Source organism: Streptomyces sp. NPDC048643, from assembly GCF_040650615.1.
Classification (GTDB): Bacteria; Actinomycetota; Actinomycetes; order Streptomycetales; family Streptomycetaceae; genus Streptomyces.
In genome coordinates this window covers 39,720-56,386 of sequence record NZ_JBEZHO010000009.1, presented here as the reverse complement: position 1 = coordinate 56,386, position 16,667 = coordinate 39,720, and the positions used below count along the sequence as shown (strand labels likewise).

The window sequence follows — 16,667 nt, the reverse complement described above, 5'->3', positions numbered from 1 at the left end:
TCGGCGTACGCGGGCTCGCCTTCGCCGTGGGGTCGTCGCCCGGCCGTCGCCCGGTCAGGAGTGCCCGTGGACGCGGTGTGCCCCGTGCCCGCACCGGTCGCCGCCTCCCGGTGTTCCGAGCGTCACATCCATGTACCGCCCACGGAGTTACTGCCGAAGCTTCGGGGGCAGAAGGCCTTGTGTTGAGCCGTACGAGGGTCAACCGTTCAACTCTTGAACACAGACGCACTCATTTGGGCGCGCACATTCACAGCATCCCGAGTATTGACTTCGAAACTTGAAGGCATAGTCTCTGCAACGTTGCTTTTACCTTCAGGTGGTGGGCGGCGTGAAGTTGTGCGCCACTGGTACCACCATCGAAGGGTTTCGCCCCCCACCCCCGGCAGCGAGGCCGGTGGCCCGAGGAGTTTTACGTGACCAGCGCAGCGCAGGCACCCCCACCGGCAGCCAAGTCGGCTCATCCCGAGCATCTCGGGCACGTCATCTTCATCGCGGCCGCTGCCGCGATGGGCGGTTTCCTGTTCGGTTACGACAGCGCCGTCATCAACGGCACCGTCGAGGCCATCCGAAGCCGTTACGACATCGGCTCCGCGGCCCTGGCCCAGGTCATCGCCATCGCGCTGATCGGCTGCGCCATCGGCGCCGCGACCGCAGGTCGCATCGCCGACCGCATCGGCCGCATCCGTTGCATGCAGATCTCCGCGGTCCTGTTCACCATCAGCGCCGTCGGCTCGGCTCTGCCCTTCGCGCTGTGGGACCTCGCCTTCTGGCGCATCATCGGCGGATTCGCCATCGGTATGGCCTCCGTCATCGGCCCCGCCTACATCGCCGAGGTCTCTCCGGCGGCGTACCGCGGCCGGCTCGGCTCCTTCCAGCAGGCCGCGATTGTCGTGGGCATCGCCATCTCGCAACTCGTCAACTACGGCATCCTGCAGGCCGCCGACGGCGACCAGCGGGGCCAGGTGATGGGTCTGGAGGCCTGGCAGGTCATGCTCGGCGTCATGGTCATCCCGGCCATCCTCTACGGTCTGCTGTCCTTCGCCATCCCCGAGTCGCCGCGCTTCCTCCTCGAGGTCGGCCGCAAGGACCGGGCCCGCGAGGTGCTCAAGGAGGTCGAGGGCGACCACGTCGACCTGGACGCCCGCGTCGCCGAGATCGAGCACGCGATGAAGCGCGAGCACAAGTCGAGCTTCAAGGACCTGCTCGGCGGCACCGTCTTCTTCAAGCCGATCGTCTGGGTCGGTATCGGCCTCTCGGTCTTCCAGCAGTTCGTCGGCATCAACATCGCGTTCTACTACTCCGCGACGCTGTGGCAGTCGGTCGGCGTCGACCCGACGGACTCGTTCTTCTACTCGTTCACCACGTCGATCATCAACATCATCGGCACCGTGATCGCCATGATCTTCGTGGACCGCATCGGCCGTAAGCCGCTCGCCCTCATCGGTTCGGTGGGTATGGCGATCGGTCTCGGCCTGGAGGCCTGGGCCTTCTCCTACGACCTGGTCGACGGCAAGCTGCCCGCCGCCCAGGGCTGGGTCGCCCTGATCGCCGCCCACGTCTTCGTCCTCTTCTTCGCCCTCTCCTGGGGTGTCGTGGTCTGGGTCTTCCTCGGCGAGATGTTCCCGAACCGGATCCGCGCCGCCGCCCTCGGTGTCGCCGCCTCCGCGCAGTGGATCGCCAACTGGGCCATCACCGCGAGCTTCCCGTCGCTGGCCGACTGGAACCTCTCGGGGACCTACATCATCTACACGGTGTTCGCCGTGCTCTCCATCCCCTTCGTGCTCAAGTTCGTCAAGGAGACGAAGGGCAAGACCCTGGAGGAGATGGGCTAGCCCGTCCCGCGCCACCGGCGGCCCCGCGCGGGCCCCGGTGGCTCCCCGGAAACTCGGGGAGAAGGGCCAAGTCCCCGCTGCCCCTCTCCCCGTACTCGTGAGAGACGTACCGCCCCGGTTCGGACCGCAAGGTCAGTCGAGCCGGGGCAGTACGTTTTCGCAGAACAGCTGGAGACTGCGCCACCCCTCGTCGAGGGGCATCCCGCCGGACAGCGGGTGCAGGACGAGGTTCTCGAGGCCCTGCTCCACGCACTGGTCGGGCGTCAGGATGCGGTAGACGCCCTCGGCGCGCAGTTCCTCGACGGTCGTGGCCGCCGACTTCACCGCCGAGCGGATCTCACCGGACTGCCAGGAGGCGTACGTCCGTGCCTCGTGCAGGAAGTGCGTGCCGTACTCCGCCCAGGCGCGGTCCGGGTCCTCGGCGATGTGCAGCAGCGGGGTCTCGGCGGCGGGCATCATCGTCCAGCCCTCGGTGCCGTACTCGACGAGCCGCTCCTTGTAGTACGCCTCCAGCTCGGGCAGGTGCGCGCTCGGGAAGAACGGCAGCCCGAGCCGTGCGGCACGCCGGGCCGCCGCCCGGGAGGAGCCCCCGACGAGCAACAGGGGGTGCGGATCGGAGAACGGGCGCGGGGTGACCCGTACCGTACGGCCCCGGTAGTCGAACTCCTCGCCCGTCCATGCCTTCAGCACCGTCTCCAGGAGCTCGTCCTGGAGCCTGCCGCGCTGCTTCCAGTCGACGTCGAAGAGCGCGTACTCCTCGGGCCGGTAGCCGATGCCGGCCACGGTCACCAGCCGCCCGCCGCTCAGCAGGTCCAGCACGGCGATGTCCTCGGCGAGGCGCAGCGGGTCGTGCAGCGGGCCGATGACCGCCGAGACGGTGACCGCGACGTTCCGGGTGGCCCCGAAGACGGCGCCCGCGAACGCGAACGGCGAGGGCAGCCAGTTGTTGGCGACACCGTGGTGCTCCTCGGTCTGCACCGTGGTGATCCCGCGGTCGTCGGCGTACCGGGCCATCTCGACGGCCGCCTTGTAGCGGGCACTCAGCGAGGCGGGGGTGGCGCCGGGTTCGACGAGGTTGAAGCGCACGACCGTTACGGGCATGGGGAGCCCCCCTTCGTGTGTGGTGGGGGACGGTAGCTGACGGTGCGTCAGGTGGCCATAGCGGCGGAGGCCGGAATCCGGCACCGGGGAGGGCGACTCCCGTTCGCCGCCCTACTCCGGATCCTCGTACGAAACTACAAGAGTTCCTCTGCGCGGGGGAAAATCCCTCCCGCGCGGGCGATGGCTGATACTGGGGGACGTTATGGAAACCGTCATCCTTGCTGTAGTCATCGCCGTGGTCGTGATCGGCGCACTCGGTGGGCTCGTCGTCGGCAGTCGCAAGCGGAAGCAGCTGCCCCCGCCGCCCCCGTCCGCCCCCGACATCACCGCCCCGCCGGCCGAACCGCACGTCGGCGACGAGGCCGAGACGCCGCGCGACGAGTCGCGCCGCACGATAGAGGAAGTGGATCTTCCCGACCGCTCGGCGGATGCGCCGGTCGTCGTGGAGGAGCCTCCGACCGCCCCCGGGATCGAGATCCCGGAACCGACCGCCGGCCGCCTGGTGCGCCTGCGTGGCCGGCTCTCCCGCTCGCAGAACGCGCTCGGCAAGGGGCTGCTCACGCTGCTCTCGCGCGAGCACCTCGACGAGGACACCTGGGAGGAGATCGAGGACACGCTGCTGACCGCCGACGTCGGCGTGCAGCCCACCCAGGAACTGGTCGACCGACTGCGTGAGCGCGTCAAGGTGCTCGGCACGCGCACCCCGGACGAGCTGCGCGGCCTGCTGCGCGAGGAGCTGCTCCAGCTCCTCGTCCCGGAGTTCGACCGCGAGGTCAAGACCGACTCGAACCTCGACACCCCCGGCATCGTGATGGTCGTCGGCGTCAACGGCACCGGCAAGACCACCACCACCGGCAAGCTCGCGCGCGTGCTCGTCGCCGACGGCAAGAACGTCGTGCTGGGGGCCGCCGACACCTTCCGTGCCGCCGCCGCCGACCAGCTCCAGACCTGGGGCGAGCGCGTCGGTGCCCGCACCGTGCGCGGCCCCGAGGGCGGCGACCCCGCCTCGATCGCGTTCGACGCGGTCAAGGAGGGCATCGAGGAGGGCGCGGACGTCGTCCTCATCGACACCGCCGGCCGGCTCCACACCAAGACCGGTCTGATGGACGAGCTGGGCAAGGTCAAGCGCGTCGTCGAGAAGCACGCCCCGCTCGACGAGGTGCTCCTCGTCCTCGACGCCACCACCGGTCAGAACGGTCTCATCCAGGCACGGGTGTTCGCCGAGGTCGTCGATATCACCGGCATCGTGCTGACCAAGCTCGACGGCACGGCGAAGGGCGGCATCGTCATCGCGGTCCAGCGTGAGCTGGGTGTGCCGGTGAAGCTGGTGGGGCTCGGCGAGGGCGCGGACGACCTGGCGCCGTTCGAGCCGGAGGCGTTCGTTGACGCCCTTATCGGAGAGTGACCACCCGCGCGAACGCGTAGGTGCCCGAAGAAGCGCCCGCCTCCCGAGACGTACTCGGGGGACGGGCGCTTCGTCGTGAAGGACGGTGCTGTCGTCGCCGTTCGCCGCTCGGGCCGCTCGGCGGGTGGCGGGGTGGTGGGGCGGCCTCGGGTCGGTCAGACCCGCGACCGGTGCGCCACGTAGGCGAGCGTGCCGAGCAGCAGGCGGGCCTGGGGCGGGTTCGTCGCCGAGTCGAGCGCGGGGGCGCGCAGCCAGCGGACCGGGCCGAGACCGGCGCGGTCGGAGGGCGGGGCGGTGAGGAACGTGCCGCGACCGAGGCCGTGCAGGTCGAGGGAGGCGTCGTCCCAGCCCATCCGGTACAGCAGGCGGGGGAGTTCGGCGGCCGAGCCGGGGGAGACGAAGAAGTGGGCGCGGCCGTCCGGCGTGGCCGCGACCGGGCCGAGCGGCAGACCCATCCGCTCCAGGCGGACGAGCGCGCGGCGCCCGGCGGCCTCCGCGACCTCGATCACGTCGAACCCTCGGCCGACCGGGAGCATCACCGCGGCACCCGGGAACCCGGCCCAGGTGTCGGTCGCCTCGTCGAGCGTCGCGCCGGCCCGGATCGTCGGGGCGAAGTCCAGGGGATGCGCTCCGGGCGCCGCGCAGTCGGTCCTGCCGCACGAGCACGCGCCCGCCGCGGCCCGGGCGCCCGGGACCACGTCCCAGCCCCACAGTCCGGTGTACTCGGCGACGGCGGTGCACTCCGACGAGCGGCCGCGGCGTCGTGTCCCGGTCCGGATGTCGCGCATCGTCCGACTGCTGCCGATCGTGAAGCCCATGCCCCCTCCAACGGGTCCGACGCACCAGTGGTTACGTGACGCAGCCGGATTGTCACGCTCTGCTTCCAGCTGCCCGCTGCCGCGTGGTCCAGGCGGCGCCCTGATGCACACCAGGTGGTGCGACCGGTTTCGTGCGCCCCGGCGCACACCGTTTCACCCATCCCCGGTGATGCTGTGTCAAGTGAATCGCGATCAGCGCGTACGGAGTTCATTCGAAGGGGTGGCGAATGGTGGCGTTTCACGGATCGCCATGGCTGGAGGGGTGATCGTAGGATTACTTTGTGTGCACAAGACCTGGGAACGTCGCACTCGTGGGTATGCCAAGGGCAAGTCGGCTTCCCGTTCGAAGGGTGAGAACTGGCGGACGGGCGGCCGTATTTACCGGCATTCTGATAGGGCTTGGCGCACAGCGGCGACAAGTGGTTTCAGGGATGGGGGCGTTCCAGTGGGCGGCAACGGCGGAGGCGGGACGAACGCTGAGAAGCGCCCCAACGAGCTGCTCGGCTCGTGGTTCGTGCGCAGTGGCTGGTCCAAGGGTGAGCTGGCGCGTCAAGTGAACCGCCGGGCCCGCCAGTTGGGGGCCAGCCACATCTCCACGGACACCTCGCGGGTGCGCCGCTGGCTGGACGGGGAGAACCCGCGCGAGCCGATCCCGCGGATCCTGTCCGAGCTGTTCTCCGAGCGGTTCGGCTGCGTCGTCGCCGTCGAGGACCTCGGTCTGCGCGCCGCCCACCAGGCGCCGTCCGTCTCGGGTGTCGACCTGCCCTGGACGGGCCCGCAGACCGTCGCGCAGATCAGTGAATACTCGCGCAGCGACCTGATGTTGGCGCGCCGCGGCTTCCTCGGCAGCTCGCTCGCGCTCGCCGCGGGTCCGGCCCTGATCGAGCCCATGCAGCGCTGGCTCGTGCCCACGTCGCTGGCCCAGCAGGAGGAGCCCGAGCCGCCGGCCTCCGCCCGTCGCGGCGGGCGGCTCTCCAAGCCGGAGCTGGACCTCCTGGAGTCCACCACGGTCATGTTCCGCCAGTGGGACGCCCAGTGCGGTGGCGGCCTGCGCCGCAAGGCCGTCGTCGGCCAGCTCCACGAGGTGACGGATCTGCTCCAGGAGCCGCAGCCCGCTGCCACCACCAAGCGCCTGTTCAAGGTCGCCGCCGAACTCGCCGAACTGGCGGGCTGGATGAGCTACGACGTGGGTCTCCAGCCCACCGCCCAGAAGTACTTCGTGCTCGCCCTGCACGCCTCGAAGGAGGCGGGCGACAAGCCGCTGGGCTCGTACATCCTCTCCAGCATGAGCCGCCAGATGATCCATCTCGGGCGGCCCGACGACGCGTTGGAGCTGATCCACCTCGCGCAGTACGGCAGCCGCGACTGCGCGAGCCCGCGCACCCAGTCGATGCTGTATGCGATGGAGGCCCGCGCCTACGCCAACATGGGCCAGCCCGGCAAGTGCAAGCGGGCCGTGCGGATGGCCGAGGACACCTTCTCGGACGTGCACGAGTGGGACGACCCGGACCCCGACTGGATCCGCTTCTTCTCCAAGGCCGAGCTGTACGGCGAGAACTCGCACTCCTACCGTGACCTCGCCTACGTCGCGGGCCGCAGCCCCACGTACGCCTCCATGGCCGAGCCGCTGATGCAGGAGGCGGTCGACCGCTTCGGCAAGGACCCCGAGCACCAGCGTTCGCACGCACTCAACCTCATCGGCATGGCCACCGTGCACCTGCTGCAGCGGGAGCCCGAGCGGAGTGCGGAGCTGGCGCTGGAAGCCCTCAGGATCGGCAGGAAGGTCCGCTCCGAGCGCGTCAACACTCGTATCCGAAAGACGGTCGACACCGCGGTCCGTGACTTCGGGGAGCTGGCCGAGGTCATCGACCTCACCGCCCAGCTGGCCGTCGACCTGCCCGAGACCGCAGAGGCGGTCTGACCCCGGGCCGCCGAGGCGGCCCCACCCCGTGCCCCGGCCATGGCCGGCCGTCCCGAAACGCCCGACTCGGCTCCCCCGTGCCAGGTCATCGGACGGCCCGCCGTGGCCGGTCCCGCGCTCTGCCCGGCCCGGCCGGCACGCCTCCCCGCGGACCCCGCCGGGAGCCCAGTGGGCGCCTCCACAGCGGGTCGCGACCGCCACCGCCGAAGATTGCGTCACGATAACGATCGACGCGAACACAATCCGGCAGTTCATGAACGCGTAACACGCGGAGTGCCTTCGTCACTGGTGCGAAACATCGAGGGCCGTCGACGGAAACCGCGCTGCGCCAATCTCATGGCGCATAACCGGCCCACCCCTCACGCCCACTCAGGCTTCGCCCGCACGGGGCCGTACCAACGACGAGGAGACGCCGATGGCACCAGCCATCACCCTTGCCGCAGAGGCGCCAAAGCTCTCTGCCGCGAACACAGGGTTCATGCTCATCTGTTCCGCCCTGGTGCTGATCATGACGCCCGGCCTCGCCTTCTTCTACGGAGGCATGGTCCGCGTCAAGAGCACCCTCAACATGCTGATGATGAGCTTCATCAGCATGGGGATCGTCACCATCCTGTGGGTGTTGTACGGCTTCTCCCTCGCCTTCGGCACGGACAAGGGGTCGTTCATCGGCTGGACCTCCGACTGGGTCGGCCTCAGCAACATCGGGCTGACGGAGCTGTGGCCGGGCTACACCATCCCGGTCTTCGTCTTCATGGTCTTCCAGCTCATGTTCGCGATCATCACGCCCGCGCTGATAAGCGGCGCGCTCGCCGACCGCGTGAAGTTCACGGCGTGGTCGCTGTTCATCGCCCTGTGGGCGACGGTCGTGTACTTCCCGGTCGCCCACTGGGTCTGGGGCACCGGCGGCTGGGCCTTCGACCTCGGCGTGATCGACTTCGCCGGTGGTACGGCGGTCCACATCAACGCGGGTGCCGCGGCGCTCGGCGTGATCCTCGTCATCGGCAAGCGCGTCGGGTTCAAGAAGGACCCGATGCGCCCGCACAGCCTCCCGCTGGTGATGCTCGGTTCCGGCCTGCTGTGGTTCGGCTGGTTCGGATTCAACGCCGGCTCCTGGCTCGGCAACGACGACGGCGTCGGCGCGCTGATGTTCGTCAACACGCAGGTCGCCACCGCCGCCGCCATGCTGGCCTGGCTCATCTACGAGAAGATCCGGCACGGCGCGTTCACCACGCTGGGCGCCGCCTCCGGCGCGGTCGCCGGTCTGGTCGCCATCACCCCGTCCGGTGGAGCGATCTCCCCGCTCGGCGCGATCGCGGTCGGCGCCATCGCCGGTGTCCTGTGCGCCATGGCGGTCGGCCTGAAGTACCGCTTCGGCTACGACGACTCGCTCGACGTCGTCGGCGTCCACCTCGTCGGCGGTGTCATCGGCTCCCTGCTCATCGGCTTCTTCGCCAGCGGCCACGGCCAGTCCACGGTCGAGGGTCTCTTCTACGGCGGCGGGCTGACCCAGTTCTGGAAGCAGTGCGCCGGCGTCTTCGCCGTCCTCGGCTACTCCCTCGTCGCCTCCGCCATCCTCGCCTTCCTCATCGACAAGACCATCGGCATGCGGGTCACCGAGGACGAGGAGATCACCGGCATCGACCAGGCCGAGCACGCCGAGACCGCATACGACTTCAGCGGTGCCGGCGGCGGCTCCGCTGCCCGGACCTCCGCGCCGGCCACGGCCGACACGGACGCCAAGAAGGTGGACGCATGAAGCTCATCACCGCCGTCGTGAAGCCTCACCGGCTCGACGAGATCAAGGAGGCCCTGCAGGCCTTCGGGGTTCACGGACTGACGGTCACCGAAGCGAGCGGCTACGGTCGGCAGCGGGGACACACCGAGGTCTACCGTGGTGCCGAGTACACCGTGGACCTCGTGCCCAAGATCCGTATCGAGGTGCTGGCCGAGGACGACGACGCCGAACAGCTCATCGACGTCGTGGTGAAGGCGGCCCGTACCGGCAAGATCGGTGACGGCAAGGTCTGGTCCGTCCCGGTCGAGTCGGCGGTCCGGGTCCGGACCGGGGAGCGCGGCCCGGACGCGCTCTGACCGGTCGCACTCCGACCGGCCTGCACGAAGGAAAGAAGAAAGACAGGAGTCGCTGGGTGACGAGTACCGACACACGCACGGAAGCAGAGGACTCGGGACCCAGCGGCTACGCGGCGGCCCGGCTGCGTCTCCTCCAGGAGGGGGCGCGGTCCGGGCCGCCGCGCCGTGCGGCCCTCGCCGAACTCACGGACGACTGGCTGACCGGCCTGTTCAGCGCCGGGGCCGAGGGCATGCGCGGGGTCTCCCTCGTCGCCGTCGGCGGCTACGGCCGCGGTGAGCTCTCCCCGCGCAGCGACCTCGACCTGCTGCTCCTGCACGACGGCGGGGACTCCGGCGGTGTCGCCGCCCTCGCCGACCGCATCTGGTACCCCGTCTGGGACCTCGGCCTCGCCCTCGACCACTCCGTCCGTACCCCGGCCGAGGCCCGCAAGACCGCCGCCGAGGACCTCAAGGTCCAGCTCGGTCTCCTCGACGCCCGCCACCTCGCCGGTGACCTCGGCCTCACCGCCGGACTGCGCACGGCGATCCTCGCCGACTGGCGCAACCAGGCCCCCAAGCGGCTGCCCGAGCTCCAGGAACTGTGCGCCGAGCGCGCCGAACGCCAGGGCGAGCTGCAGTACCTCCTCGAACCGGACCTCAAGGAGGCCCGCGGCGGACTGCGCGACGCCACCGCCCTGCGGGCCGTCGCCGCCTCCTGGCTCGCCGACGCGCCCCGCGAGGGGCTCTCCGAGGCCCGCCGCCGGCTCCTCGACGTCCGGGACGCCCTGCACCTCGCCACCGGCCGCGCCACCGACCGCCTCGCCCTCCAGGAGCAGGACCAGGTGGCCGCCGAACTCGGCCTCCTCGACGCCGACACCCTGCTCCGCCAGGTGTACGAAGCCGCCCGCGTCGTCTCGTACGCCAGTGACGTCACCTGGCGCGAGGTGGGGCGCGTGCTGCGGTCCCGCGCCGTGCGTCCCCGGCTGCGCGCCATGCTGGGCGGCGGCTCCAAGCCCGCCGCCGAACGCTCACCGCTCGCCGAGGGCGTGGTCGAGATGGACGGCGAGGTGGTGCTCGCGCGGGCCGCCCGGCCCGAGCGCGACCCGGTCCTCCCGCTGCGCGCCGCCGCGGCCGCCGCCCAGGCCGGTCTGCCGCTGTCCCTGCACGCCGTACGGCGCATGGCGGCCGCGGCGCGTCCGCTGCCCTCGCCCTGGCCCGCCGAAGCGCGTGAGCAGCTCGTGACCCTCCTCGGCTCGGGCCGCCCGACCGTCGAGGTCTGGGAGGCGCTGGAGGCCGAAGGCCTGATCACCCGGCTGCTGCCCGACTGGGAGCGGGTCCGCTGCCGGCCCCAGCGCAACGCCGTCCACATCTGGACCGTCGACCGCCACCTCATCGAGACCGCCGTCCGTGCCTCCGAACTGGCCCGCCGCGTCGGCCGCCCCGACCTGCTCCTCGTCGCCGCCCTGCTGCACGACATCGGCAAGGGCTGGCCCGGGGACCACTCCGTGGCCGGCGAGATCATCGCCCGTGACGTGGCCACCCGCATCGGCTTCGACCGCGCGGACGTCGCCGTCCTCGCCACCCTCGTACGGCATCACCTGCTGCTGATCGACACCGCGACCCGCCGCGACCTGGAGGACCCCGCCACCGTCCGCTCGGTCGCCGAGGCCGTCGGATCGCAGGGCACCCTCGAACTGCTCCACGCGCTCACCGAGTCGGACGCCCTCGCCACCGGCCCCGCCGCCTGGTCCACCTGGCGCGGCTCCCTCGTCGCCGACCTGGTCAAACGGGTCGCGGCCGTGCTCGCCGGCGATGCCCCCGAGGAGCCCGAGGCCGTGGCTCCCACGGCCGAACAGGAACGGCTCGCGATCGAGGCCTTCCGCACCGGCGGACCCGTCCTCGCGCTGCGCGCCCAGACCGAGCCGGTCGACCCCGAGACCGAGGCCGTGCCGGACGACCCCGAGCCGCTCGGGGTCGAGCTGCTCATCGCCGTCCCCGACCAGCCCGGAGTGCTCCCCGCGGTCGCCGGTGTCCTCGCCATGCACCGCCTGACCGTCCGCACGGCCGAGCTGCGCGCCCTGGACCTGCCGGACGAGGTCGCGGGCTCGGTCCTGCTGCTCAACTGGCGGGTCGCCGCCGAGTACGGCTCCCTGCCGCAGGCCACCCGTCTGCGCGCCGACCTCGTCCGCGCCCTGGACGGCTCCCTCGACATCGCCGGGCGGCTCGCCGAGCGCGACGCCGCCTACCCGCGCCGCCGCGGCACCGTCGCCCCGCCCGCGCGCGTGACGGTCGCCCCCGCCGCCTCACGGCACGCGACCGTCATCGAGGTCCGCGCCCACGACGCCCCCGGGCTCCTGCACCGCATCGGGCGGGCCCTGGAGAAGGCGCACGTCCGGGTGCGGAGCATGCACGTCTCCACGCTCGGAGCGAACGCCGTGGACGCCTTCTACGTGACCGGTACCCAGGGCACGCCCCTGCCGGCGGAGGAGGCGGTGTCGGTGGCGCGCGCACTGGAGGAGGCGCTCCGGGAGTGAGCGGGGGAGACGGCAGGGGCGGACCCGGCCGTTCCGCCCAGCCGCGCCGGACACCTGGAGGTGTCCTGCCCGTCCGCCGGTCGCTGTTCTCGCCGGCCACCGGTCGCCGGTGCGCGCTGGTTCCGAGCACTCGGACCGGGGAGGGGAAAGGGCGGTCTGCCATTCCGCCCCGCCGTTCCGCCCGGGCTCCGGGCACCCGGCGCCGCTCCGCCCGACCGCCGGGCACACCGGGCGCCCACCGTTCCGTACGCCCCGGTACGAAGTGCGGCTCCGTTCCGGACCCCTCGATACGAGGTGCCGTCCGGCTGCCCCGTACCCCCGGTACGAGGTGCCGTAGGTCTCTCGTATGAACGCGGTGGAGACCCCACCGCACGCGGCCAGATACCCTGGAGGGCGAATCCCTTCGCCCCCGACCCCTGAGGACCGACGAGCGCCGTGTTCGATACTCTCTCCGATCGCCTCTCAGCGACGTTCAAGAACCTGCGGGGCAAGGGCCGACTGTCCGAAGCCGACATCGACGCCACCGCACGCGAGATCCGTATCGCGCTCCTCGAAGCCGACGTGGCCCTCCCGGTCGTGCGGACCTTCATCAAGAACGTCAAGGAACGCGCGCTCGGTGTCGAGGTCTCCAAGGCGCTGAACCCGGCCCAGCAGGTCCTGAAGATCGTGAACGACGAACTCGTCACGATCCTGGGCGGCGAGACCCGCCGTCTGCGGTTCGCCAAGAACCCGCCCACCGTGATCATGCTCGCGGGTCTTCAGGGCGCCGGTAAGACCACCCTCGCCGGAAAGCTCGGCAAGTGGCTCAAGGACCAGGGGCACTCCCCGCTCCTCGTCGCCGCCGACCTCCAGCGCCCGAACGCCGTGAACCAGCTCAGTGTGGTCGCCGAGCGCGCGGGCGTCGCCGTGTACGCCCCCGAGCCGGGCAACGGCGTGGGCGACCCGGTCAAGGTCGCCAAGGACTCCATGGAGTTCGCGAAGACCAAGGTCCACGACATCGTGATCGTGGACACCGCCGGCCGCCTCGGCATCGACCAGGAGCTGATGCGGCAGGCCGCGGACATCCGCGACGCCGTCAGCCCCGACGAGATCCTCTTCGTCGTCGACGCGATGATCGGCCAGGACGCGGTCAACACCGCCGAGTCCTTCCGTGACGGCGTCGGCTTCGACGGCGTGGTGCTCTCCAAGCTCGACGGTGACGCCCGCGGTGGTGCGGCCCTGTCGATCGCCTCGGTCACCGGCAAGCCGATCATGTTCGCGTCGAACGGCGAGAAGCTCGACGACTTCGACGCCTTCCACCCGGACCGGATGGCCTCCCGCATCCTCGACATGGGTGACCTGCTCACCCTGATCGAGCAGGCGGAGAAGACGTTCAGCCAAGAAGAGGCCGAGAAGATGGCCTCCAAGCTGGCGTCCAAGAAGGGCCAGGACTTCACCCTGGACGACTTCCTGGCCCAGATGGAGCAGGTCCGGAAGATGGGCAGCATCAGCAAGCTGCTCGGCATGCTCCCCGGCATGGGCCAGATCAAGGACCAGATCAACAACCTCGACGAGCGCGACGTCGACCGCACGGCCGCCATCATCAAGTCGATGACCCCGGCCGAGCGCCAGGAGCCGACGATCATCAACGGCTCGCGCCGCGCCCGTATCGCCAAGGGCTCCGGCGTCGAGGTCAGCGCGGTCAAGGGCCTGGTCGAGCGGTTCTTCGAGGCCCGCAAGATGATGTCCCGCATGGCCCAGGGCGGCGGTATGCCGGGCATGCCGGGGATGCCGGGCATGGGTGGCGGCCCCGGCCGCACCAAGAAGAAGCAGAAGCAGGCCAAGGGCAAGCAGCGCTCCGGCAACCCGATGAAGCGCAAGCTGCAGGAGGAAGAGGAGGCGGCCCGCCGCGAGGCGGGCGCCCAGGGCGGCAACGCCTTCGGCCTCCCGCAGCAGGGCGCTCAGGAGGACTTCGAGCTGCCGGACGAGTTCAAGAAGTTCATGGGCTGACGTCCGCCCCGCGCGGATCCGCTCGCACGACACCCCCTGGGGGCGTCCCTCTCCCGAGGGGCGCCCCCGGCGGCGTACCCGGAGGCTCCGTGCGGGGCTGTTCCCGCAGTACGAGCGCGGGTGCCGCCGTTCGTCTTGTGTCGTAACGTCCGGATATGAGCAACCCCGTTCCGCCGCGCAAGGCACCTGAGAAGCCGTGGCGTACCGAGGGCACGCCGCCCGAGCCGACACCGCCGCCCTCCGGCAGGCGGAAGATGCCCGGCGGCTGGTGGAGCCTGATCCTGGCCGCTCTCGTCGTGTTCCTCATCGCCAACCTGGTCCTGTCGTTCTTCAACGAGGGCGACGAGCCGACGATCTCGTACACCGAGTTCAGCAAGCAGGTGGGCGACGGCAACGTCACCAAGATCTACTCCAAGGGCGACGCGATCCAGGGGCAGCTCAAGAAGTCCCAGGACAAGCCCGACGGTGACGGGAAGTACACCAAGTTCAAGACCCAGCGCCCGGTCTTCGCGGACGACAAGCTCTGGGAGAACCTGGAGCGGCACGACGTCACGGTGACCGCCTCGCCCGTGGTCCAGCAGCGCAGCCTGCTCTCCAACGTGCTGATCTCGCTCGCCCCGATGCTGCTGCTCGTCGTCCTGTGGATCTTCATCGCCCGGCGGCTCAGCTCCGGCATGGGCGGCGCGGGCGGCATGCTCGGCCGCAAGGCACCTCCCAAGCCGGTCGAACTGGTGCCCGGCGGCAAGCGCACGACGTTCGCCGACGTGGCCGGGATCGACGAGGTCGCCGGTGAACTCAACGACGTCGTGGACTTCCTCAAGAACCCCGACGCCTACCGCCGGATGGGCGCCAAGATGCCGCGTGGTGTGCTCCTCGCGGGCCCGCCCGGCACGGGAAAGACCCTGCTCGCGCGGGCCGTCGCGGGGGAGGCGGGCGTCCCGTTCTTCTCGGCGTCCGCCTCCGAGTTCATCGAGATGATCGTCGGCGTGGGCGCCTCGCGTGTCCGGGAACTGTTCGCGGAGGCCCGCAAGGTGGCCCCGTCCATCATCTTCATCGACGAGATCGACACCATCGGACGGGCCCGCGCGGGCGGTTCCGGCATGGGCGGTCACGACGAGCGCGAGCAGACCCTCAACCAGATCCTCACCGAGATGGACGGCTTCTCCGGCTCGGAGGGCGTCATCGTCATCGCCGCCACCAACCGCGCGGACATCCTGGACCCCGCCCTCACCCGCCCGGGCCGCTTCGACCGGGTCGTCAGCGTCTCGCCGCCCGACCGCGACGGCAGGGCGGCGATCCTGGAGATCCACACCCGCCAGATCCCGCTGGCCCCTGACGTGGACCTGGAGCAGGTCGCCCGGACGACCCCGGGCATGACCGGCGCCGATCTCGCCAACCTCGCCAACGAGGCCGCCCTCCTCGCCGTCAAGCGCGAGCAGGACCAGGTGACCCAGGGCGACCTCTCCGAAGCGCTCGAAAAGGTCCAGCTCGGCGCCGAACGCCCGCTCGTCATGCCCTACGACGAACGCCGCCGCACCGCGTACCACGAGAGCGGCCACGCCCTGCTCGGCATGCTGCACCCGGGCGCCGACCCGGTCCGCAAGATCACCATCGTCCCGCGCGGCCGCGCCCTCGGCGTCACCCTGTCGACCCCGGACGCGGACCGGTACTCGTACACCGAGGAGTACCTGCGCGGCCGGATCATCGGTGCCCTCGGCGGCATGGCCGCCGAGCACGTCGTGTACGACGTCATCACCACCGGCTCGGAGAACGACCTCGAACAGGTGACCAGACTCGCCCGTGGCATGGTCGCCCGCTGGGGCATGAGCGAACGCGTCGGACGGATGTCCGCACTGCCCGACGACGCCCAGCAGGCGTACGGCCTGGCGGCCGCCCCGAGCACCCTCGACTCCATCGACCACGAGATGCGCCGCATCGTCGACGAGTGCTACGAGGAGGCCTGCGGCAAACTCCGCGAACACCGCGGACAGTTGGACGCCCTGGCCGAGGCGCTCCTCGCGAACGAGACGCTGGACGAGGCGGAGGCCTACCGGATCGCCGGCGTACCCCGCATGGCGAAGGACGCCTGACGGGGACCGGGACCGGCCCGCGGCCGCTCAGACCGTCCGCGCGATCAGGTACCGGAACACGTTCGGCATCCAGACCGTCCCGTTCCCGCACAGATACGGATGCAGCGCCTCCGCGACCTCCTTCTCGACCTGGGCCCGGTCGGTCGCGTCGACCGCCGCGTCGAACAGCCCCGTGGACAGCAGTCCCCGCACGGCACTGTCGACGTCCGCGTACCCGAACGGGCACGCCACCCGGCCCGAGCCGTCCGGCCGTAACCCGGCCCGCTGGGCGACGTCCTCCAGGTCGTCCCGCCGCGCGGCACGCCAGCCGGGCGCCGTGCGCAGCGGATCGGCGAGCTTGCGGGCCACCCGCAGCACGGCCGAGGTGCTGCAGCGTTCCGGCGGTCCCCAGCCGACGAGCACCACGGGCGTCCCGCGCCCGGTCAGCGGCGCCGCCGCGGCGAGCTCCGAGGCGAGCCCCTCGGAGTCGCCGGCCACACAGCCGATCGGCTCGAAGGAGGTCACGAGGCTGTACGGCGGCTCTCCCTCGACGGCCGCGTCCTCGGGCGGCCCGGCCACCAGCCGGGTCCCGGTGTGCGCCCGCGTGCCTCGGTCCCCGGGCAGCAGACGCTCCCGCGCGAGGGCCAGGCGTTCGGGCGAGGTGGAGTCGACCCCCGTGACCGCGGCGCCGCGGGAGCGTGCCATCAGCAGGGCCAGTCCCGCCCCGCAGTCGAGCCCGAGCAGCCGCGTCCTGCCGCTCACTTCGAGTCGTTCGTGGACGGCCTCGTAGAGCGGCACCAGCATCCGCTCCTGGATCTCGGCCCAGTCACGCGCGCGTGCAGCACGGTCCGTGCGGGGCGGTGGGCCCGCGTGAGGAAGGTGCTGTCGCACGAGTGTCGGTGTCATCGAAAGTGCCCCAATCAGCCGA

11 protein-coding genes are annotated in these 16,667 nt (G+C 71.0%); 8 read left to right on the top strand and 3 right to left on the bottom strand.

Translation table 11 applies throughout. From position 1 onward, the window contains the following. The first annotated feature begins 413 nt into the window (after window positions 1-413). Window positions 414-1,832, top strand: a complete 1,419-nt coding sequence (locus AB0C62_RS11655) for a sugar porter family MFS transporter (protein ID WP_362971951.1) — start codon at window positions 414-416, stop codon at window positions 1,830-1,832. Window positions 1,833-1,964: 132 nt separating this feature from the next. On the opposite strand, the gene AB0C62_RS11650 is transcribed toward AB0C62_RS11655, so the two are convergent. Beyond that, complete coding sequence (locus AB0C62_RS11650; RefSeq protein ID WP_362971950.1) at window positions 1,965-2,933, bottom strand: LLM class flavin-dependent oxidoreductase; 969 nt, start codon at window positions 2,931-2,933, stop codon at window positions 1,965-1,967. 202 nt (window positions 2,934-3,135) lie between these two features. On the opposite strand from AB0C62_RS11650, the gene ftsY reads away from it, so the two are divergent. Then, a complete protein-coding gene (gene ftsY, locus AB0C62_RS11645) occupies window positions 3,136-4,338 on the top strand; it encodes a signal recognition particle-docking protein FtsY (RefSeq protein ID WP_358816250.1) in 1,203 nt (400 codons plus the stop codon). A 155-nt stretch (window positions 4,339-4,493) separates the two neighbouring features. Here the strand turns inward: ftsY and AB0C62_RS11640 are convergent, their stop codons facing one another. Next, on the bottom strand, window positions 4,494-5,156 hold the full coding sequence (locus AB0C62_RS11640) for a bifunctional DNA primase/polymerase (protein WP_362971947.1): 663 nt from the start codon (window positions 5,154-5,156) through the stop codon (window positions 4,494-4,496). 445 nt (window positions 5,157-5,601) lie between these two features. Here AB0C62_RS11640 and AB0C62_RS11635 point away from each other — a divergent pair, with 445 nt between their 5' ends. The 6 genes from AB0C62_RS11635 to ftsH all read left to right on the top strand — a co-directional run bounded on the left by AB0C62_RS11635 (window position 5,602) and on the right by ftsH (window position 15,760). Then, window positions 5,602-7,077: a hypothetical protein gene (locus AB0C62_RS11635; RefSeq protein WP_362971946.1), complete on the top strand. Its 1,476-nt coding sequence runs from the start codon at window positions 5,602-5,604 to the stop codon at window positions 7,075-7,077. 415 nt (window positions 7,078-7,492) lie between these two features. Then, the gene (locus AB0C62_RS11630) at window positions 7,493-8,833 is read left to right on the top strand and encodes an ammonium transporter (protein ID WP_362971944.1); all 1,341 of its coding nucleotides are present in this window, start codon (window positions 7,493-7,495) and stop codon (window positions 8,831-8,833) included. Further along, entirely contained in the window at window positions 8,830-9,168 is a 339-nt protein-coding gene (locus AB0C62_RS11625; RefSeq protein ID WP_081219652.1) for a P-II family nitrogen regulator, read from the top strand. Before AB0C62_RS11630 ends, AB0C62_RS11625 begins: the two co-directional genes overlap by 4 nt. A gap of 56 nt (window positions 9,169-9,224) precedes the next feature. Beyond that, window positions 9,225-11,681 carry a [protein-PII] uridylyltransferase gene (locus AB0C62_RS11620; RefSeq protein ID WP_362971942.1) on the top strand — a complete coding sequence of 819 codons (2,457 nt, stop codon included), beginning with the start codon at window positions 9,225-9,227 and terminating at the stop codon, window positions 11,679-11,681. A 435-nt stretch (window positions 11,682-12,116) separates the two neighbouring features. Continuing rightward, window positions 12,117-13,670, top strand: a complete 1,554-nt coding sequence (gene ffh, locus AB0C62_RS11615; RefSeq protein WP_362971940.1) for a signal recognition particle protein — start codon at window positions 12,117-12,119, stop codon at window positions 13,668-13,670. A gap of 155 nt (window positions 13,671-13,825) precedes the next feature. Further along, the gene (gene ftsH / locus AB0C62_RS11610; protein WP_362971938.1) at window positions 13,826-15,760 is read left to right on the top strand and encodes an ATP-dependent zinc metalloprotease FtsH; all 1,935 of its coding nucleotides are present in this window, start codon (window positions 13,826-13,828) and stop codon (window positions 15,758-15,760) included. A 27-nt stretch (window positions 15,761-15,787) separates the two neighbouring features. Here the strand turns inward: ftsH and AB0C62_RS11605 are convergent, their stop codons facing one another. Next, on the bottom strand, window positions 15,788-16,645 hold the full coding sequence (locus AB0C62_RS11605) for an SAM-dependent methyltransferase (RefSeq protein ID WP_362971936.1): 858 nt from the start codon (window positions 16,643-16,645) through the stop codon (window positions 15,788-15,790). Window positions 16,646-16,667 lie beyond the last annotated feature (22 nt).